This window comes from Rhizobium leguminosarum (assembly GCF_002953715.1).
Lineage (GTDB): Bacteria > Pseudomonadota > Alphaproteobacteria > Rhizobiales > Rhizobiaceae > Rhizobium > Rhizobium leguminosarum_V.
This window is the reverse complement of the sequence record NZ_CP025012.1, coordinates 2063581-2083687: the sequence shown is the minus strand read 5'-3', so window position 1 is coordinate 2083687 and position 20107 is coordinate 2063581. Positions and strand designations below refer to the sequence as shown.

Genomic DNA, 20107 nt, shown 5'->3' with positions numbered 1-20107 from the left:
CTGGGTTCACTATCCGCAGAGTTTGGGTCAACTGGGCACGGCCCGCTATTGCACCATCGTATCGGCGCGACGCCGGCGCGCCGTCGTTGCCGTGTGTTAGCGTCGGGGAGATGCGACCAGTAGATGCGAGACATTCCTTACTCGACACTGGCGGGGTTTTTTCACGCTTGCCGGAACGTCGCAGGTTCGACGATCGGATCCTTCAAGCGGAAGCTGAAATTCTCGGGAAAGCACGACATCGTTCCCGAGATCGAGACGATCAAAATCAAGGATGTCAACGAAGCTTACGAGCGCGTCCTGAAGAGCGACCTCCGGTATCACTTCCTGAAAGACATGACATCCATCGCCTGACAAGCAGCGGCAGGCGGTCCCAACGCTCGCCAGCCGCCTATCACCGAAAGGGTTCCCGGCGACACCTAAGTGCAATGGCGCGGAAGGCAAGAGTGAGGTTTCCTGTGTCGGATGGAACAGGTCAGAGCCTTTATCGGAGGAACAGATGAGAGCGGACATCGTGCCGGGCGCCGTATTCCCCGACTTTGAACTGAGCGATCACACCGGCAAGCGCCGAAAGCTTTCTGAACTCCAGGGCGTGTATCCGACGGTGGTCGTGCTTAGTCGGGGAAGCTACTGCCCTAAAGACCGACGGCAAGCGGAGGGATTGCTCCAACTCCATCGAGAGATGACCGTTGGATATTGCCGTATGGTTACGATCAGCACCGACGCTATCGCCGAGACGCACGAGTATCGCAGCGGCGTCGGCGCGCAGTGGCCGTTCCTGGCCGACCCGCGACGGATAATCCAGAAGGACTTGGATATCGCCGAGTACACCGATCCAATCCACAATCCGATGATCCCGCACGTGATCGTGCTCGAGCCGAAACTGGTCGTTCACAAGATTTACAATGGCTATTGGTTCTTCGGGCGTCCCACCGTCGAGGAACTGCGACTTGATCTTCGCGCGGTCTGCACGAAGTCCTTCGCGGACTGGGACATCACAAAGCCGGCGCTTCGGGACGCATGGAACGGAGGCCGAAAGGACGACTTTTTTCCGTACGGCCAGATCCTGGCAGAAACGTTGGGCGAGGCGTAGGAGTACCGAGGGGGATCGCAGGCGATGGCAGTGAGGATTAAACGCGTCTACGAGGCGCCGGCAACAGCCGACGGCGAGAGGATATTGGTCGATAGGATCTGGCCACGCGGCCTCTCAAGAAAGGACGCCAGCCTTGACCGCTGGATGAAGGACGTCGCCCCTAGTACCGAACTGCGAAAATGGTTTGACCATCGCGTCGATCGCTGGGAGGAATTCCAAGATCGCTATCAAAAGGAACTGAGCTGCAATAGCGCCCTCGGCGAGCTTCGGGGATTGGTGTCGAGTCAGGACGTCACTTTGCTTTATGCCGCACGCGATCACGACCATAATCATGCAATTATCCTGATGCGCAAAGTTGAAGCGGCAGCGGACGGGGCGTAAAAGCGACCTCAAAAGGGCGGTCCTCCCTTAACTTCGTGTCCAAACCTCGTAGACCGCCGCTTCCGTATGCCGAAAGGTCTCGAAACCCATCCGCTCGTAATGCCTGCGCGACCGAGTTGTCCTTGCCGATGAAGGCTTCGATCTTTGTTAGCCCGGCCTTGATTGTGGCCTCTTTGCTCGCCACAAACAGCTTGGTGCCGACGCCCGTTCGTCTGCTTCGGGCGACAGATGCGTGCCAATGATCCCAGCCAACAGGCGTGTCGTAATGTTTGCCCTCGACGGCGTGGATCAGCGACTGGAACCCGAGGAGATTGCCGTCGCCGTCTTCCGCGAGAGTGCAACGTATACCGAGCGGATTTTCGACGTGTTCTTCGTCCGCCGCCGCAGTTCGCTTGCCGGCGGCGACCAGCCTCTCGAGCATCGCGCCCATCGCCGCCACGTCATCGAGGGTGGCCGTCCTGATCTTCATCGCAACGCTCCGCCGATGGATTGGTCAGAATCCGCGGACGTTTTCCGCCTTCGACTTGCCCGTCTTGCGCTCTCGGCCCCAATTCGTAGGAAACCTTCTGCCCGTCGCGCGGCAGCGTAGAACCCTGCACGGCACTCGCCCAAGACGTCGATGAAAAAAATGCGCGATCTGCCGTTATTCTGGGGCGGGTAAAACAAAATTGAAAGTGGTCCCTACCGGAAACGCGGTCTCTGCCCACAACTTGCCACCGTGCGCCTCAATAATGGACCTGCAAATCGAGAGCCCCATGCCCAATCCCTCGGCCTTGGTCGTGTAGAATGCCCCAAAGATGAGCTCCAGATTTTCTGGCTCAATACCCGGTCCGGTATCCCGTACGGATATTCGAATTTCGCCTGACGCTGAAAAGTTAGTAGTTGCTTGAACTTCGCCTCGTCCACCGCTGCCCTGCTTTATCGCTTCCAGCGCGTTCATGATCAGGTTAAGCAACACCTGCTGCAACTGCACTCTGTCACCCTGAGTTAGCGGTAAACCTTCAGTCAAGTTCGCTTTGAGCAATATCCCATTTTTGTGCGCTTCGCCTGACGTTAGGCCGATTACTTCGCCAACGACAACGTTCATATCAAGCCAAGACCTCTCCGGCGGCTTTCTTTTGATAAGAGTACGAATTCGGCTAAATACTTGACTAGCGCGGGTGCCGTCTCTCACGATCCGACCGAGAGCTTCTCGCGCCTCGGGCAAATTCGGTCTCTCATTCAGTAGCAATCTTGCCGCTTCCGCATTTACAACTACGCCGGACAGGGGTTGGCTAAGTTCATGGGCTATCGATGCTGCCAGGTGTCCCAAAGTGGTCACACGGTTGGCATGTGCGAGAGCTAACTGGCTGTCGTGATATCGGCGTTCGCTGTCACGGGCAGACCACTCCGCGCGTCGGAGCTCAGTGAGGTCAATGACGAACGCAACGCCTTCTGTTGGTCGGCCATCAAAAAGTGCGGCGCCAATAAGGGCGGGAACACGGCTGCCGTCCTTCCTAACGTATTCTCCCTCAAACGGCGTCGCAACGCCGGTTGCAAGCATCTCGCCGATAATTCGGTCGTTCTCCGGGTCCCAGTCGCTGGGCATCAGATCTTTCCATCGCATGCTACCCGAGGCCAAATCGTCACTTTGATATCCAACGATCTGCAGAAAGGCATCATTCGCATCCGTGATCGTTCCGTCCAGGCTCCAGGTGAATATTCCGATGATATTGGCGTTGAACAGGCGTCGAATACGCGCTTCGCGTTCTTGGAGATCTGCGTATAGACGCGTATTCTCAAGTGAAATAGCCGCCTGGGTTCCGATAACCTCCAACAACCGCGCCCTGTCCTCCGTGAACACATGCGACGCCAGACTATTTTCTAAATACAGTAACCCACCTAGAACGCCTTGACGGATAAGAGGAAGACAAAGCACGGATCTGGGCTTTTGTCTGCCGATGTATGGGTCACTCGAAAAGATGTGTTGCGCCGCTGCGTCGTCAATGATCACGGTTTCGTGTGTCCTGATGACGTAACGAACGATCGTTTGTGGAATTGCCGGCGCCGCGGAGCGGTCGTGACGCAACACAATCGCTTCCCCCTCTGTCAACGCCTCCGCTTCGATACTGAAACTGTTGTCTTGGGATAGGATGAGAAGTCCGCGATCGGCGCCCGCATTTTGCAACGCTAGCGTCATCAGGCGCTCAACCAAGTCTGGCAAGAGAATTTGGCTAGACAATGCCTGCGATGCTTTTAGGACGGCGTCAGCGTCGAAGAACCTTTCAGCTCCAGTTCTTTCGTCTTTTACGGGATTGAGGGTCGGGTTCAAAAGCATCGGATAGAGCGACTCTAGCTGCTTCACTTTGGCATGCGCGCCCCAGTGCAAGTAGCTGTCGCGCGACTTGGAAAGGTACAGTTTGAAAAATTCTTCGAAGCCGCGGAGACCGTAGAAGCGCGCCGCAGTTTCATAGGCTATGGCCTCGTTATGAATAAAACCATTTGCGCGAGCGGACCGAATTGCAAGCTCGTACAAGCGTCCGGCGTCATCATCGCGGCCTTCAAGTCTAGCAAGCTCGGCACCGACAAGCGCGGCCCGGTTCTCAAAGTTTTCTGAGCAAATATTTGCCCACGCCACTAACTGGTTGTGGTGAGCGACCAGAGCAATCATGTCCTCCTTCGCAACCGGGGGGCCTCCTCGGCCTTGGGTCGCGGCGAGGGATAGCGCATGATAGTAATGATACTCTGCTATCTCGAACATGGCAGCGGACGTCCAAAGTAAGTCGCGCGCCTTCGTCGCGGCATTTAATGCCGCGGGAAAATCTCCGGCGAAAAAGCGTGTCTGCAGCTTTCTGATCCAATACCAACACTCGGGTTGCTTTGTCGCGGGATCGTTAGCGTAGCGAGCCTCCAAGTCATTCTCGCTTACCTGTTCGTCATCGAATGAGCCAAACTTATATGTTAGCCCGCGCAGATTTCGGATTACTCCGAGCTGCACTTTCATGATGTCCACTATGTGATCAAAGCGGGCGCGTTCGGCGAGTACTAACCCGGCCTCGGCTTGCCGCTCGGCGTGAACGAGATGATCGCCTGCGGCTAGAAAATTGGTGTTAAGGTTGTCGCAACAATAGACTGTAAAATTTAAATCGCCGACTTTCGTCGCTGTCTCAAACGCTCGCATTATTACTGTACGACTGAAACGTACATGCTTCGTCCACATCAATGAAAACTGAGTGAACCAAAGCAAAGTGGGAGCGCGAAATCTTTCGAGATCACGTTTCTCGACCAACTCATAACCGAGGTTGGCAAAGCGATACCCAGCGTCAAAATCGTTGAACTGTGGTCCTGCTATTTTGCTGAAAAAAACGTATGCGACACACGATCCATCGCCGTGGCCCTTTTCTAGGCTGATGTTGACCGAATGGCAGATCGCGAGCGAAAGCAGGTTTGCATCCGTAAACAGCGCTGACGGAAGGACCCGCGTAAGCACGTCTAACGTAGCGCGAGCGATGGCGTCGTTCGTCAATGGTAGATCACTTAGTTGCTCTATCGTCCGAGAACCAAGGTTTTTCCAAATCTTTTCATACTCGCGCTTCACTTGCGCACGCTTAGGATGCGCGACCCAGTTAACTCCTAGGAACCGTAGATATCCGATACATACATCGACGGCCTCGTCGCATTCGTCGAGGGTCGTGTGCAAATCAATGCGAAGGCACGCGACATTTGCCCGCTCAAGACCGTTTGCACATCGAGAAGAAAGTAGATTGAGGCGTTTTTCCGCAATTCTCATCTCGCCAATAAGAAACTCGCATTCGGCGCGGTAGAACTCGAGCGCAAAGGCGGTCTCGTGGCGATTTTCCCAAGCCTCGGTGGTCAAGAGCGAAGCCCCAACCTCGAAAAACTTGAGTGCTTGATGGTAGGCCGTCGAAGCCCTTGCTCTTTTTCCCGCCATCAAATTTAACTCAGAGAGTTGCTCTTTTTCTTCCGTGGAAACAATCAGCTCTCTAGCTCGATTGAGATGGGTGACGGCGTCGAAAATAATCTCTTCTCGCTGTTCAACTGGTGTGTGCGATACGAGTAGACGGCCGATGAGTAAATGAGTGTGGGCGAGTGTTTGTTCAGGGATCAGCGAATACGCGGCCTCCAAAATCCGATCGTGGAAAAACCGATACGATCCGTCGCTGTGTTCGACGAATTCGCGCCGGGTTGCCTCCCACAGTGCAGCGTCGACGCGCGTTTCCGACATCGAGAGTACCGTTGAAAGCATCGACGTCGTTGCGCTGGTCCCAAGACAAGCAAGTTGTTGCAATGCAATTCTTGTCTCTGTCGGCAACTGGACGAGTTTACCGGCCATCAGTTCGACGACGTTCTCGGTGTGCTGCTTCCGTCGTATCTCGCTGGGATCCCAAAACCACTCGCGCTTGGCTGGATCGAATGAAACGAGACCCTCCTCGTAAAGCCCCGACAGGAACTGCTTTAAGAAGAATGGGTTCCCGCCAGTCTTCTGGTGTAGTATCCGAGCAAGCGAGGCCGCGCGCGACCTTGTGCGATGTAAAGCGTCGGCAACAAATTCTTCACACTGTTTTGGGCTAAGGGCCTGCAGCACTATCTGTCCGGTTTCACAACCCGCGTCTCTGATCGCCTCCAACTTCAATACCAGCGGATGGTTCGGGTTAACTTCGCTTTCTCGATATGCGCCGATTACTAACAGAAACCGCAATTCGGAGTGTGTCGTGAGATCTTGCAGAAGATCAAGTGACGCCGAATCGGCCCAATGTAGATCGTCGAGGAATAATATTAGGGGGTGGTCCGAGGTAGCGAACACCCCGACGAACCGGCGGAGGGCGATTTGGAAAGCCTGCTGCGCCTGCTGCACCGAAAGATCGGGAGCAGGGCCTTGTTGACCTATTATCAGCGTCAACTCGGGTATGACATCCACAAGAAGCCGCGCTTGCGTTCCTAATGCCCCCTTCAGGGAATCTCGCCAGAAATCCAGGTCAGTCTCACTTTTGCTCAAGAGACCGCGGATCAAGCGTTGAAACGCCTGGGCGAGAGTTGCATATGGAATATCGCGTTTTTGCTCATCGAATTTTCCAGTTGCGAACATACCACGGGAAGAAAGCAGTAGCCTTTCCAGCTCATTAATTACTGAAGACTTGCCAATCCCCGAGTAGCCGCAAATTGTAATCAACTCAGGAGTGCCGTTGGCTGCCACGCGGTCATAAGCATCCATTAGGGACGTGATTGCCAAATCCCTGCCGTAAAGTTTCTCGGGCATTATCAACTGGTCAGGCGTATCAAAGACGCCTATTGCAAAAGGATGGATGTTCCTTTTGACTTGCCACTCGGCCAAACATAACCGGAGATCATATTCCACGCCGGCCGCTGTCTGGTAGCGATCGTCGGCCGTCTTGGCGAGCAGCTTTGTTACAATGTTAGAGACCTGGATCGGGATAGTTGCTAGTCGTTCATGCGGCGGAGTTGGAGTGCGCGCAATGTGGCAATGAACCAACTCCATCGGGTCAGACGACGAGAATGGTAACGCTCCCGTCAGCATTTGGTAAAAAATAGCTCCAAGCGCGTAAAGATCGCTGCGCGAGTCTATCGAACGGTTCATCCTCCCCGTTTGCTCGGGTGCTACATATAAGAGCGTTTCGGTCAAAAAGTCGGGGGGAGCTAGTGTCTGACGCTCGCGAGGAAGCCGAGAAGCGCGTCCAAAACCAGTTATATGCACATCGGCGTTTGGACCATCTACCAAGATATGGATCGGCCGGAGGTCTTTGTGGACAAGGCCATGTCGGTGAACTCTACTTAGCGCCGCAGCGGTGCCTATTGCCAGTCTAAGGAACTCGTCAACCGACATCGGCTCACCAATTCTCTGGCTGAGCACTTCGCCACCGGGGTCCTCCAATACGAGCATTGTTCGATCCGGCTCGCGAACAAATTCTAGCGGGCGGGCGGCCCACCCCCTGTCCAAGTGATCTTTGAGTTGAAATTCATTTGCCAGCCGGTCGATGCTCGCCGGGCGGGGGGAGGTTGAAGTGAGGTGCAGTGTGAGTACGTTGCGTGAGGACTTGTTGCCATCGGAAATCACCCCTCGACAAAGCGCGCGCTCGCCATCTTCCCACAAGATGCTCAGACCGCCTCCGCGTGCGCCAAGCGAGATCTGGGGATCCATCCATCACGCTCCACGATTGTCCAAAAAACGATACCTGCGGTGAGTGTCGACGAAACGCAAAGTAGGATGCAAAACGTCGCCAACGACTAACTCGTTGATCGCGGTCTCTAGCCCGACGTTTTGTCGTCGCCCGTTTTGCATTTGGCGGCACAACGATGCAACGCTTCACTGAATTCCCTTCTTTATCGTATATTCCGTTTTGTTGGAAAAAGGAATATATCGTGAGATGGGCGAAACCAGCGGTATCGGCTCCCTAGAGGCATAAATCGTGCAGGTGAGGGATGTTATGGTCAAGAAACTGGCATTCGCGGTTACGTTAGCCGCACTCTTTTTCGTAGTTCATGGTTCAGCTAGGGCTGGCTCCATCTTCATTATGGTAACCCATTCCCCGCCATCAGATACTTATTGGGTGAGCGTGATCAAGGGATTGGAGCAGGCGGGTAAGGACTTGGGCGTCGAAGTCCAATACCGTGGCGTTGAGAATAATCTCAACGATCCCAACCAGCAGCGCCGAAATCTTGAAGCAGCGATCGCGGCCAAGCCCGACGGAATTATCGTTTCTGATCCAACGCCGTCGTCGTTGAACGCGACAATCAAGAAGGCGTCGGATGCGGGGATCCCTGTGGTTTTGGTTAACCAGGGAGGCGATCAGGTTGAAAACGTGGCCGCGCTCGCGTTTGTGGGGGACGATCCGGGCTCTCAAGGCGAGCTCGGCGCCGCTCAGTTTAATTCCTTGGGATCCAAACACGCGCTGATAATTACCGCTCCTCCGGGGGCTTTGCCGTTCCTGGACGCACGCACGAACGGATTTAAGAAAGCGTTTGTGGGAACATCGGCGTTGGCGGAAATCCCGCTGTCAGATTTCAACAACTCAAATCGGATTAAAGCAATCACCGAGTCGCAGCTCCAGAAGGACGCGTCGATTGATGCGGTATTCTCTATTGGCGGCTGCTGTATCACAGCAATGATGCAGGTCCGCGCCGATCTTGGGGAAAAGGGCAAGGACATTCACTGGGGCACGATCGATATGACGGCGAGCGCCATTAGGTCTCTGAAAGCTCGCCAACTCGACTTTGCGCTCGATGCACAGCAGTATGCTCAAGGCTACTATCCCGCGGTTATGCTAGATTTGTATGTTCGCCAAGCGATCCGGCCGGCCGAGCCAAGGCTAATTACCGGCCCGGTGGTGATAACCCAAAGCAACGTAAGCCGACTTGAGGCCACCGATCGCTAAGGTGCGACCGACTCGGGAAACCTAACATGCGAACGGCCAAGGTCATTCTTTCGATGGTTTCGCGACCGGAACTGACCGCAGTTATTGGAACGATAGTTGTCTTTTCTTTTTTTGCGATTTTTACCGGTCAAGCGGGCTTTTTAACGTTGCCGATGACTCGCAACTATCTTGAGGTTGGAGCCGAGATTGGTATCATCGCCGCGCCTGTCACGCTGTTGCTTGTTGCCGGTGAGTTCGACCTTTCCGTTGGGGCGATGGTCGCAGTGAGTCAATCGATTATAGGATATTTGACGGTATATTGCGGTTGGCCGTTTGCCGCTGCGTTCGCCGTCGCTATGGTCGCGGCCTCAATTGTTGGAACAGTGAACGGTCTTCTGGTTGTTAAGACTAGGTTACCCTCGTTCATCATAACCCTTGCAATGCTGTTTATTCTTCGAGGCTGTGCGCAAGGTGGTTTGCGAATGTTGGTTGGAACGACGACGATAGACGGTGTTCGAGATATTGTCAGCGAGGACCATTTGGCATCTCTGTTTGCGAATTCGATCGGTCCTTTTTCAGTATCGCTCGTTTGGTGGGTGCTGATAGCGGTTCTGGGGGCTTGGGTTCTCGAAAAAACTGCCTTTGGCAACTGGATTTACGCAACCGGCGGCAACGAGGTAGCGGCGGTGCGGTTGGGGATTCCAGTGCAAGGAGTTAAAGTGATACTTTATATAGCAGTGGCGGCTTCAGCGGTGGTGGTTGCCGCTCTGGACATTTTTGCCATAAACCAAAGCGATGCAAACGCAGCGACTGGACGCGAGTTCGAGGTGGTGACGGCTGCGGTCATTGGCGGTGCTCTGCTGACCGGCGGATACGGGTCCCCTATAGGTTCACTTTTGGGAGCGCTTTTGTTCGGCATGGTGGAACAGGGCTTTTTTTTCACGCCGCTGCCAGACGTTTGGTTTATGACATTTCTTGGCGTTGTGCTCCTTCTCGCGGTCCTCATTAATAACTATGCCAGATTAAAGGCGATGAAACCGCGGAGGGCGGGCCATCAAAGGTGAACCCTATCTTGAGGCAGTCAAAGTCACAAAGTTCTATCAGGATGTTTCGGCATTAGACGAAGTGTGTCTTTCCGTCCGGCCCGGCGAGGTGGTCTGCCTATTAGGTGACAACGGTGCCGGCAAGTCGACGCTCCTTCATATTTTGAGCGGAGTGGAAAGGGCGGACAGCGGTACGGTTCGTATAAGCGGTGCCGACGTGAGACTAGGTTCTCCCGCCGAAGCACGCGAAAGAGGTATCGCCACGGTTTTCCAAGACCTCGCGGTCGTGCCAATCATGCCCGTGTACCGCAATTTTTTTCTCGGGCGTGAGCCAACGGTAGGTTGGGGGCCATTCCAGATGTTCGACAAACGGAAAGCCATAGCCATTACTGAGGGAGCGTTGCGCGACCTAGGCGTCAGTTCCGCCGCCGTCCGACTTCCAATTGGAACGCTTTCTAGCGGTCAGCGGCAGGGCGTCGCGGTGGCGAGAGCCTTGTATTTTGGCGCGCGAATCCTGATTCTCGATGAGCCGACATCTGCCCTCGGAGTCAAGCAAGTCGAAAGGGTGCTAGGCTATGTCCGGCGGGCCAAAGAGGCCGGGATTGGCGTGATCTTAGTCACGCACAACGTGCAGCACGCCTATTCGATCGGAGATACATTTGTAGTGCTATTTCGGGGGCGTTCGGTCGGCACATTCGACAAAGCGAACTTAAATGAGATGCAACTCACTAAGATGATGGCCGGGATAATTTAGCAAAAGGGTGCGTCGACCAGCGAAGCCGATCTAGCTTTCGAGGGGGCATCCCTGCAGCCAAATATCATCAGCAACAGCTCCCTGTATGGCGGACGTCGTGCTTGCAAACTCGGGACAACGGCATTCTACAACCGGTGGCTTTGGCCTTCCGAGTTTATCGCGGTTGCTATAGACCCTCCGGTGCGATCCCTCCCATTTGTTCTTTGAAAAGGTGGGCCGTCTCTAAGGCGGGAGAGACGGCCCAAGCGGGCCTCTGTTGGCCGCTGGCCCCGGCGGAGGGGAGGGCGCCGGAGCGTGTCGCTGGTCTTGAACATTCGTTCGAGAGTGGGAGGTCAACGACAACTTGAAGGTAGCGCACTCAGGCGGACGATTTAACTGAACTTAGGTATCGGTACGACGTTCCGCCGCGTTGCAGGGCCGGTTCCAATACCATGGTGCAATTGGAGCGGCGCGGGCAGTGGCGGATTGTAGGGACATCGATCGGCGGGATCTGCAGGGCCTTTGTCCGAATTAGTCTTCTCAAGCAGGTCCGGAAAAATACGCCCGCGCTGTTGTGCTTCTGGGCAAGACGCTGAGCTGATCCACGAACAGCAATATTTGAACAGTCGGGTCCAGGTGTTTGAAATGAATAGCGCGTTTACAAGACAGCCGGCGAACGAAGCCTTCCGTCAGACATCTTTCCTCGACAGCACCAATGCGTATTATGTTGAAGAGCTACAAACACGGTTCGCCAAGGATCCGAGTTCTGTAGGGCCAGAATGGCGCGATTTTTTCAACCAGCTCGGCGATAACGTCCGCGACGTCGAGAAGGTGGCGTCTCGGAAGGGGGTGGACTGGCCTGTTCCGTTGCATGGCGATCTGGCCGCGGTATTAGACGGCAATTGGCACCAAACTGATGTGCCGGCGAAGGCCGAAGCCGAGGCGATCGCTGAGCTCACGGTCTCGCCAGAATTTGCACCACGTGACACCGCGCGCGCTTTGGCGCTGACCAGGAGCTACCGAACCAGAGGACATCTTTCAGCGGACGTGGATCCCCTGAAGCTGAATCCGCGCGCGAGGGATAGCGAACTCGATCCATCGTCGTATGGTTTCGACGAGGCGGATCTGGACCGTCAAGTCTTCGTAGATGGTGTCATGGGCTTTGAGGCCGCGAGCGTACGTCAGCTCGTTTCAGCCTTGCGCAGCGCGTACTGCGAAAAGGTTGGGTTTGAATACATGCACATTGCTGATCCCGCTAGAAGAGGGTGGGTGCAGCGGTACGCCGAAGGGCGGAGGTCTGAACCGGACAAGGCGAAGAAGCGCACGATCCTCCAGACGCTGGTCGAGGTTACCGGCTTCGAGCGCTTCCTTGGAAAAAAGTTCGTCGGTACCACGAGGTTCGGGATCGACGGTGCGGAAACGACGATAGTCGCGCTTGAGGAGATAATTGAGCGGGGAGCGGAGCTGGGCGTAACTGAAGTCGTTCTGGGCATGGCGCACAGAGGGCGCCTGAACGTTCTGGGTCAGGTAATTAGAAAGCCTCACCAGGCCATCTTCAGCGAATTCAAAGGGGGTTCGTCCTTTCCTGATGACGTGGAAGGATCTGGAGACGTCAAGTACCACCTTGGAACCTCTTCCGACCGCGTCGTCCAAGGCAGGAAAATGCATCTGTCGCTTGTGGCGAACCCTTCCCATCTTGAGGTCATAGACCCTGTCGTTTTGGGGAAGGTTCGGGCCAAGCAGGAGCAGAGGGGCGATGCTGTCGAGCGATCTGGCGTAATGCCGCTCCTAATCCACGGGGACGCAGCTTTCGCGGGTCAGGGGATCGTCGCGGAAAGTCTGGGGTTGTCTGGACTAAAAGGATTTCGAACCGGCGGGTCAGTGCATCTCATTATAAACAACCAGGTGGGGTTCACGACTGATCCAAGCTACGCGCGCTCTTCGCCTTATCCTTCCGACGTAGCGAAAGCCGTCGACGCGCCCATTTTTCACGTCAACGGAGATGATCCAGAAGCCGTCGCATGGGTCGCACGGCTCGCGGTCGAGTACCGTCAGACGTTTCACCTCCCGGTGGTCATCGATCTTATGTGCTTCAGGCTGTACGGCCATAATGAGGGCGATGAGCCTTCGTTCACGCAGCCGGCGATGTATAGGGAAATACGATCCCATAGGTCCACTCTGTCACTTTACGCCCAGCGGCTGGCCGCGGAGGGGATACTGGCCGAAGCGGACGTCGATGCAGCCAGCGCGGCTTGGTCGGCTCATCTCGAGACAGAACTGGAAACATCGAAGAGCTACCGGCCCAACAAGGGCGACTGGCTTGACGGTAGGTGGGCAGGGCTGGAACGTGGTGACCCTGAAAGGGAAGATTTTTCGGAATCCACGGGCGTCGATCTGGCGGCGCTACGGGAGGTCGGGCGGGCGATAACCGCGCTGCCTGATCGCTTCGCGGCGCATCCCACGATTATTCGGTTCCTCGATGCGCGTGGAAAGGCTGTAGAGAGCGGACGAGATTTGGATTGGGCTACGGCCGAAGCTCTCGCCATGGGATCCCTAGCGAGGGAAGGCCATCCTGTGCGCCTTTCTGGCCAAGACAGCGAAAGAGGAACGTTCTCTCAGCGCCACTCGGTGATTATCGACCAGGAAACCGGCGAGCGCTATCTGCCGCTCAGTCATGTGAGCGCAGACCAAGCGCCGTGCGAGACTTTTAACTCAATGCTATCGGAGGTCGCCGTGCTCGGCTTCGAGTACGGCTATTCTCTCGCCGAGCCGCATTGCCTCGTCATGTGGGAAGCGCAGTTCGGAGATTTCGCCAACGGCGCGCAGGTCATTTTCGATCAGTTCCTGTCGTCGGCCGAAAGGAAGTGGCTGCGCATGTCAGGCTTGGTCTGCCTATTGCCGCACGGATATGACGGCCAGGGGCCAGAGCATTCATCGGCACGCCTGGAGCGCTATCTCCAAAGCTCGGCGGAGGGCAACTGGCAGGTAGCTAACTGCACTACTCCCGCCAACTACTTTCATCTGCTCAGACGACAAATCGCCCGGCCGTTTCGTAAGCCCCTCATCCTCATGACGCCGAAAAGCCTGTTGCGGCATAAACGGTGCCGCTCCGATCTCAGCGACTTCGGTCCGGGATCGTCGTTTAGGCGAATCCTTCGCGACGATGCGGAAGGCAACGGTGACCTGGTCGAGGTTTCATCGGTCCGAAGAGTTCTTGTGTGCTCAGGCAAGATCTATTTTGATCTTGAGGCCGAGCGACGCAAGCGCGCGGTCAGCGACGTCTACATTCTGAGGCTCGAGCAACTCTATCCGTTCCCCGCCAAGGCGCTTGCCCTTGAGCTGAATCGGTTCGGAGACGCCGAAATATGGTGGTGCCAAGAGGAGCCGAAGAATATGGGCGCCTGGTCCTTCGTCGAACCCTACGTGGAGTGGTCGTCAGGCCAGGGACGTGGAGTGGCTCTACGGCCGAGTTATGTCGGCCGTCCGGCCTCAGCCTCGACCGCAACCGGACAAATGTCACGCCATGCCGCCGAACTTCAGGCGATAATGGACGAAGCTTTCGCTGTCTGAGGTGTCAAAATCGAAGGCCTTGTCGCAAGGCACCTGAATATCAAAGAGATGATGAGAATACGCTGCTATTAGGAAGCGAGAGTCGTCGGAATACGTGCTGCATTTGATCCTACAAAATAGGTTACAACAGCTACAGGGACTACGGTCATGTGTCGGCGGCGAAGATCGATGGCATGGACGTTCTTGCAGGTGGGGTCTGCCGACTATTGTTTACCGGAACTGGTTTCGGGCCGCCCGGTTGGAAACACTGTTTCGCACGGGCAGGGAGGCCTGTCTGGCCCGCCGGTCGAGACGCGTTAGCGCGGCTTCCGGCGGCAGATATTTTCCCAAAAGCGGTTCATCGCCGCTGTAAATGACAATGAAACTCAGGAACGAAGATATGGATTCCGCGATCGTCATAAGGACGCTGGCACACCCGACACGACTGAACATTTTAAAGTGGCTGAAGGATCCCGAAAGGTATTTTGGGCCGCAGGAGTACCCTTTAGAGTTCGGGGTCTGCGCAAACCAGTTCCAGCGCGACGGAATGCCTCAGTCGACGGTCTCCGGGCATCTTAAAGCGTTGACAGAGGCCGGTCTACTGAGCTCCAAGAAGGTCGGGCAGTGGAGGTTTTACCGTCGTGACGAGAAAGCAATATCGAGCTTCATAAAGCAAATCGCGACAGAAATTTGACTTGCATCACACTCCCAAGGCAGCGGCGATTTCTTTTGGCGCGTGGTTGGCGCCTCGGCGAAAGCGGCTCCGGTATTCGACCGGCGTGACATTGATGCGACGGATAAAAGCCCGGCGAAAGGCGCTTTGATCGTTGAAGCCGCACAACGCTGCCACTCTCTTCAACGGCACGTCGCCCTCTTCAAGCATTCTCCTTGCTGTGTCCACCCTAACGGCGTCGACGTAATCACCAGGTGTCATGCCTGTCTCGCGTTTGAATGTGCGGGCGAAGTTGCGCGCGCTCATTCCAAGGCGGGACGCCAGCGTAGCGACAGTGAGGTCGTCGGCAATATTCTCTGCTATCCACTGGATTACGTCGCGGATAGGGCCAAGTTCGGAGACCTGAGCCTCAAGATGCACGCTGAATTGCGACTGCCCACCGGGACGCTGTAGAAAGAGTATCAGCTCTTTCGCGACCCTTAAGGCAACACCGCGACCGAAATCTTCTTCAACCAAGGCAAGCGCCAGATCCATGCTCGCCGTCACGCCGGCACTGGTGTAGACGCTCCCGTCCTTGATGAAAATTGTGTTCGGCTGTACATCTATCGTGGGGAACATTTTTCTCAGCCGGGTCGTCGAATTCCAGTGGGTCGTGGCCCGTCGACCGTTCAGGAGACCCGCGCTTCCCAGCAGAAAAGCTCCCGTACATATCGAGGCCAACCGGCGAACATGGGCGGATTCGCTCCTAACCCATTCGATTAGGGCGAGGTCAGCCTCGAAGTCTTGGACGCTTGGGCTGCCGGCGATTACAAGCGTGTCGAACCCGTCCAGCGGTTCTCCAATTGTCCGATCCGGGAGCAGACGCCCGCCATTGGACGCGACGACCGGCTCCCTGTCACGCCCCACGACACTGAGCTCGTACCCGGACCTGCCATTGATTAGCTTGTTCGCTTCGGAAAATACGTCCATCGGTCCCGCGACGTCCAACATCTGAACGCCGGGCATGGCTAGTATTGCTATGCGCATGGGACGCCCCCTTACATCGGCACCACAGTTGTTGAACTCTCCTGCACCAACCGTGACTGCGATTGTGGCTTCGAGCAATTGGACTTTGGGACAGCTTTACTCGTAGCTCGCGCGGAGCCGAGTGTATTCTTCGACAAGCCGGTGCAACGAAAACGACCGGTTCAGCCCGCTGGGATTGGGCAGTACCCAGATCTCTGCGCCGCCGAACTTCACAGTTTGTCGACCCCACTCTAATCTTTGAGTTTGGAAGAGGCTAGCAAACGCCCGCTTCCCGAGAAACGCGAGCCTCGCCGGCTGGAAAGCCGCGATCTTGCGCTCGAAGTCCGGAGCGGCGGAAGCGTAGTCCTGGGGACGAAGTTCGGCGGCGCTTTTTGTCGCGCGAGATACGAACGCGGTGACACCGCAGCCGTATTCCAATATCTGCCGCTCTTGGTCAGCGCGCAGCAGACACGGCGTGAAGCCGGAAAAATGGAGCACGCGCCAAAACCGATTGCTCGGCGATGAAAAATTATGGCCGTCCCGGACAGCAGAGTTCGCCGGGTTCAATCCGCAGAAAACTACGGAGAGGTGAGGCGCCAAGACATCCGAAAGCCCCGCGGAGGACGCCGCGAGGACTGCTTCGAACTGGGGTCCCGGTCTACTCATACCAGCGCGCGACCGTCCCCAGTGATGACCGAACCTAGGTCGACCGCCTCGTCCGAAAGGATCATCTCGTTATGGGGCTTGCCGGAAGGGATCATTGGCAGGCAGTTCTCGGTCTTTTCAACCCTGCAGTCAAAGATTACGGGACCGGGGTGGGAAAGCATTTCGAGGATCTTCTGATCCAGTTCCGCGGGCGTTTCGGCTCTAATCCCTTTGGCTCCGTAGGCCTCCGCCAACTTCACAAAATCTGGCAGGCTCTCCGAGTAGGAGTGACTATAGCGCTCGTCGTGGAGCAATTCCTGCCATTGTCTGATCATCCCCATGTACTCGTTATTCAAAATGAAGATCTTCACCGGGAGCTTGTACTGCACCGCCGTGGACACCTCCTGCATGTTCATCAGGATGGACGCTTCTCCCGCAATGTCGATCACTGTACTCGTCGGGTGTGCGAGTTGCGCCCCAATCGCTGCGGGGAGGCCATAGCCCATAGTGCCGAGCCCACCCGAAGTCATCCATCGGTTCGGTTGTTCGAGACTGAAGAACTGTGCTGCCCACATCTGGTGCTGTCCGACTTCGGTCGTGACGTAGACGTCCCGGTCAAGGGTTAGGGCACGCAATCGCTCGATGGCATGCTGTGGCTTGATCACTTCCTCGGACCGTCGGTAGCCGAAGCCGTTACGCGATCGCCACATGTCGATCTTGTCCCACCAGGGCCTGAGTTGGTCTTGGCGGTCTTTGCTCGACGTCCGCGGCCAGGCAGCAATCAAGTCGTCAAGAACCGAGCAGGCGTCACCAACAATCCCGACATCGACCTGAACTACCTTGCCGATCGAGGAAGGATCGATGTCGACATGAATCTTGCGCGAGCCGGGAGAAAAAGCATCCAGCCGACCCGTGACTCGATCGTCGAATCGGGCGCCGACACAAAACATCACGTCGCAGTCATGCATCGCGTGGTTTGCCTCGTACGCTCCGTGCATTCCCGGCATTCCAATCCACAGCGGATCGGAAGCGGGAAACGCACCCAGACCGGTTAGCGTCGATGTGACGGGGGCGCCCATTAATGCCGCGAACTCTCTGAGCCGCTGGCTCGCAACAGGGCCCGAATTGATTATGCCCCCACCGCTGTAGATGATGGGCCGTCGTGCCTCAGCCAGTAAGGCTACCGCCTTGTCTATGAGTACGGGATTTGCCTTAGTCTGCGGGTCGTAGCGATGCAACGGTAGAGCGTCCGCTGGGCCGAAATATCTGCCGGTCTTCACCTGGATATCTTTTGGAACGTCAATGACGACGGGTCCCGGTCTGCCAGTGGTCGCAATACGATAGGCCTCGTGTAACACATGAGGGAGTTCATCAATGCTTCTGACCAGATAGCTGTGCTTTGTACACGATCTTGTAATGCCGATGATATCGGCCTCTTGGAACGCGTCCGTGCCTATGAGATGCGTAGGCACCTGTCCTGTGATCACGATCAGGGGGATTGAATCCATAAGCGCGTCCGCAATCCCAACAACCGTGTTAATCGCTCCCGGCCCGCTGGTCACGAGCACGACGCCCGGCTTTCCGCTGGAGCGCGCGTAACCTTCTGCTGCATGGGCCGCACCTTGTTCGTGCCGCACCAGAATATGACGCAGCCTTGGCTCGTCAAGCATCGCGTCATAGATCGGCAGCACCGCACCGCCGGGGTATCCAAAAAGCACTTCGACGCCTTGATCTGCGAGCGCTCGAACGACCATTTCCGCTCCCGAAATTTCATCGAGCGCACGCGGCATAGCATATTCGTTGGGTCTCATCCTTGAATTCCACTCTATATGAAGAAGCTCTTCCGCTTCACGTCCACGAGAGTATAGAGAATTCAAGCATGTCCGGATTTTCTTGTTGAGAGCGAAAACGGACAGATGCACGTCCATTGCTGCCACGCTCGGTTAAGGCCGGCCGACGCGTCAAACATCATCCAGTGGAGCGGATGCCCGTGATCTGCGCCATTAGACGCCTAACGCTCGACTCCTGATCCAGTTCGTTCACCAGCAGTTTGAGCCAGCTCAGGCCAACCCAGAGCGACACTTTGTCGTCCACGTCTTCTTCGCGGATCTGACCTCTCTCCGCGCCCTTTTTCAACATCTGCCGAACATCGGCTGTGCGGGCGGGGAGGAACCGGTGGCGCAAGGCCTCCAGCGCCTCGGTTGTGCCCTGCGCTTCGGCGATCAGACTTTTCAATGCCGCGCCGGCCGGATGCGACGCCCAGAAGCGCCACAAGCTGATGGTGTACTGTTCCAGGTCGTCCAAGAGGTCGCCAGTATCTGGGACTGGAACTGAAGCGTGGCGCTCAGCCGTATAGATCGCGATGAAAAGGTCGGCCTTCGTCGGATACCACCGGTAGATGGTCGTCTTTCCCGATCCGGCCCTGCGCGCAACTTCCTCGACGGAGAATCCGGTATACCCCTTCTCGGAGACCAGGTCGCGCGCCGCCGCAAGCACCGCCGCCTCCGCCTCGGGATTGCGACGGGCTCCAACGGATTTGCGAGGTTTGGCGACAGATTTGGTAAAACTGGTCATCGTTCAGGGGTAACTCAGGTTGAAGGTGCTGATCAACAGCGAAACGTCCGCCGTTCTGATCTAACGGTTCGATGGTCGCACGCGCGGGATGAAACCTGGAACGCCAGTATCGACGACCGAATTGAAGCGGATTTCGATCTTGATCTTCTGGTCGATCTCGAGCAGCGCTTCCTCGGGAATGGGGAGGAGGTTGGCGTTTTCCGAGATGCGGCTCGGAGTGACCGACGTCGTTAGAAAAGCGGTTCCTCGCTGAGCAGCCCACGCAAGCGATACCTGGGCCGGCGTCATGTCAAGGCGAGCGGCAATGTTTTGGATCACCGGGTCCTGAAGGAGGTTCGGTTCCATGCCATGGCCTAGAGGTGCGAAGGCGAGGAGGACGATTCCCTCTCGCTTGCAAAAATCGAGCATTTCCCATTCAGGGAGATACGGGTGCGATTCCACTTGAACGATGGCGGGTTTTATCCTCGCGGCTTCGACGATGAGCTTCAATTTCGGCAGTGTGACGTCAGAGAGACCGATCGCCCTGCATCTTCCGCCGTCAACAAGCGCTTCCAGTGCGCGCCATGTGTCGATCAGGCTTACCTGATCATCGTAGATGACGCTGCCATGCTCGTCCCGTGGATCGTGTTCATCTCCAGGTTGGAAGGCAAACGGCGTATGTATGAGGTATGCATCAACATAGTCCACCTGCAGTCTGCGAAGGCTTCCGTTGAATGCGGCTTCAATCCGCTCTGGTCTGTGATTGGTGTTCCACAGCTTCGTGGTAATGAAAAGGTCCTCACGATCAACCACGCCGGTACTTAGCGCATCCTGCAGAGCTTCGCCGATGACATGCTCATTTAGATAACGCTCCGCGCAGTCGAAATGACGGAAGCCGCTTTCTATGGCTAACTTGACCGCTTCTTTGGTCGCCGCTGGGTTTGGTATCAATGTCCCGAAGCCTACGACTGGAATATGGCCTCGGCCATCCAAGAGGGGGATGCGGCGGTCCCGAGGCTCTGCTATCTCTTGCATTTCTTGCTCCTTAGTTAAGAGATCATCGGT

Annotated in this window: 14 protein-coding genes and 1 pseudogene; 8 read left to right on the top strand and 7 right to left on the bottom strand. The window is 56.1% G+C overall.

Annotated features, from left to right (window positions below; genetic code table 11):
• Positions 1–171: 171 nt before the first annotated feature.
• The 3 genes and pseudogenes from CUJ84_RS10560 to CUJ84_RS10550 form a co-directional block, all read left to right on the top strand.
• Positions 172–351, top strand: a pseudogene (locus CUJ84_RS10560) (NAD(P)-dependent alcohol dehydrogenase); the annotation flags it as partial.
• A 145-nt stretch (positions 352–496) separates the two neighbouring features.
• On the top strand, positions 497–1090 hold the full coding sequence (locus CUJ84_RS10555; RefSeq protein WP_105006156.1) for a peroxiredoxin family protein: 594 nt from the start codon (positions 497–499) through the stop codon (positions 1088–1090).
• Positions 1091–1114: 24 nt separating this feature from the next.
• Positions 1115–1471 (top strand): DUF488 domain-containing protein, encoded by a 357-nt coding sequence (locus CUJ84_RS10550; RefSeq protein WP_105006155.1) that lies wholly within the window; start codon positions 1115–1117, stop codon positions 1469–1471.
• Here CUJ84_RS10550 and CUJ84_RS10545 read toward each other — a convergent pair.
• Positions 1428–1940, bottom strand: a complete 513-nt coding sequence (locus CUJ84_RS10545; protein WP_105006154.1) for a GNAT family N-acetyltransferase — start codon at positions 1938–1940, stop codon at positions 1428–1430. The genes CUJ84_RS10550 and CUJ84_RS10545 overlap by 44 nt on opposite strands.
• 174 nt (positions 1941–2114) lie before the next feature.
• The gene (locus CUJ84_RS10540; protein ID WP_105006153.1) at positions 2115–7628 is read right to left on the bottom strand and encodes an ATP-binding sensor histidine kinase; all 5514 of its coding nucleotides are present in this window, start codon (positions 7626–7628) and stop codon (positions 2115–2117) included.
• Between the two features lie 286 nt (positions 7629–7914).
• On the opposite strand from CUJ84_RS10540, the gene CUJ84_RS10535 reads away from it, so the two are divergent.
• From CUJ84_RS10535 to CUJ84_RS10515, 5 genes are all read left to right on the top strand, one after another.
• Entirely contained in the window at positions 7915–8862 is a 948-nt protein-coding gene (locus CUJ84_RS10535; RefSeq protein WP_105006152.1) for a substrate-binding domain-containing protein, read from the top strand.
• Positions 8863–8888: 26 nt separating this feature from the next.
• The gene (locus CUJ84_RS10530; RefSeq protein WP_105006151.1) at positions 8889–9905 is read left to right on the top strand and encodes an ABC transporter permease; all 1017 of its coding nucleotides are present in this window, start codon (positions 8889–8891) and stop codon (positions 9903–9905) included.
• Positions 9895–10638 carry an ATP-binding cassette domain-containing protein gene (locus CUJ84_RS10525; protein ID WP_105006150.1) on the top strand — a complete coding sequence of 248 codons (744 nt, stop codon included), beginning with the start codon at positions 9895–9897 and terminating at the stop codon, positions 10636–10638. The genes CUJ84_RS10530 and CUJ84_RS10525 overlap by 11 nt, the downstream gene beginning before the upstream one ends.
• A 624-nt stretch (positions 10639–11262) precedes the next feature.
• Positions 11263–14187: a 2-oxoglutarate dehydrogenase E1 component gene (locus tag CUJ84_RS10520; RefSeq protein WP_105008150.1), complete on the top strand. Its 2925-nt coding sequence runs from the start codon at positions 11263–11265 to the stop codon at positions 14185–14187.
• Between the two features lie 379 nt (positions 14188–14566).
• On the top strand, positions 14567–14860 hold the full coding sequence (locus CUJ84_RS10515; protein WP_105006149.1) for an ArsR/SmtB family transcription factor: 294 nt from the start codon (positions 14567–14569) through the stop codon (positions 14858–14860).
• Between the two features lie 6 nt (positions 14861–14866).
• On the opposite strand, the gene CUJ84_RS10510 is transcribed toward CUJ84_RS10515, so the two are convergent.
• The 5 genes from CUJ84_RS10510 to CUJ84_RS10490 form a co-directional block, all read right to left on the bottom strand.
• Positions 14867–15865 (bottom strand): GlxA family transcriptional regulator, encoded by a 999-nt coding sequence (locus CUJ84_RS10510; RefSeq protein ID WP_105006148.1) that lies wholly within the window; start codon positions 15863–15865, stop codon positions 14867–14869.
• A 96-nt stretch (positions 15866–15961) separates the two neighbouring features.
• On the bottom strand, positions 15962–16510 hold the full coding sequence (mug, locus tag CUJ84_RS10505) for a G/U mismatch-specific DNA glycosylase (RefSeq protein WP_105006147.1): 549 nt from the start codon (positions 16508–16510) through the stop codon (positions 15962–15964).
• Positions 16507–18300 (bottom strand): acetolactate synthase 3 large subunit, encoded by a 1794-nt coding sequence (locus CUJ84_RS10500; protein ID WP_105006146.1) that lies wholly within the window; start codon positions 18298–18300, stop codon positions 16507–16509. The genes mug and CUJ84_RS10500 overlap by 4 nt, the downstream gene beginning before the upstream one ends.
• A gap of 157 nt (positions 18301–18457) precedes the next feature.
• Entirely contained in the window at positions 18458–19063 is a 606-nt protein-coding gene (locus tag CUJ84_RS10495) for a TetR/AcrR family transcriptional regulator (protein ID WP_105006145.1), read from the bottom strand.
• A gap of 60 nt (positions 19064–19123) precedes the next feature.
• On the bottom strand, positions 19124–20077 hold the full coding sequence (locus CUJ84_RS10490) for an aldo/keto reductase (RefSeq protein ID WP_199788820.1): 954 nt from the start codon (positions 20075–20077) through the stop codon (positions 19124–19126).
• Positions 20078–20107: the final 30 nt, after the last annotated feature.

Bases quoted from the DNA above. Each gene is read 5' to 3' on its own strand.
- CUJ84_RS10515 (WP_105006149.1), top strand. From the start codon at position 14,567: ATGGATTCCGCGATCGTCATAAGGACGCTGGCACACCCGACACGACTG.
- CUJ84_RS10500 (WP_105006146.1), bottom strand. From the start codon at position 18,300: ATGAGACCCAACGAATATGCTATGCCGCGTGCGCTCGATGAAATTTCG.
- CUJ84_RS10530 (WP_105006151.1), top strand. From the start codon at position 8,889: ATGCGAACGGCCAAGGTCATTCTTTCGATGGTTTCGCGACCGGAACTG.
- mug (WP_105006147.1), bottom strand. From the start codon at position 16,510: ATGAGTAGACCGGGACCCCAGTTCGAAGCAGTCCTCGCGGCGTCCTCC.
- CUJ84_RS10535 (WP_105006152.1), top strand. From the start codon at position 7,915: ATGGTCAAGAAACTGGCATTCGCGGTTACGTTAGCCGCACTCTTTTTC.
- CUJ84_RS10490 (WP_199788820.1), bottom strand. From the start codon at position 20,077: ATGCAAGAGATAGCAGAGCCTCGGGACCGCCGCATCCCCCTCTTGGAT.
- CUJ84_RS10520 (WP_105008150.1), top strand. From the start codon at position 11,263: ATGAATAGCGCGTTTACAAGACAGCCGGCGAACGAAGCCTTCCGTCAG.
- CUJ84_RS10545 (WP_105006154.1), bottom strand. From the start codon at position 1,940: ATGAAGATCAGGACGGCCACCCTCGATGACGTGGCGGCGATGGGCGCG.
- CUJ84_RS10540 (WP_105006153.1), bottom strand. From the start codon at position 7,628: ATGGATCCCCAGATCTCGCTTGGCGCACGCGGAGGCGGTCTGAGCATC.
- CUJ84_RS10555 (WP_105006156.1), top strand. From the start codon at position 497: ATGAGAGCGGACATCGTGCCGGGCGCCGTATTCCCCGACTTTGAACTG.
- CUJ84_RS10550 (WP_105006155.1), top strand. From the start codon at position 1,115: ATGGCAGTGAGGATTAAACGCGTCTACGAGGCGCCGGCAACAGCCGAC.
- CUJ84_RS10510 (WP_105006148.1), bottom strand. From the start codon at position 15,865: ATGCGCATAGCAATACTAGCCATGCCCGGCGTTCAGATGTTGGACGTC.
- CUJ84_RS10495 (WP_105006145.1), bottom strand. From the start codon at position 19,063: ATGACCAGTTTTACCAAATCTGTCGCCAAACCTCGCAAATCCGTTGGA.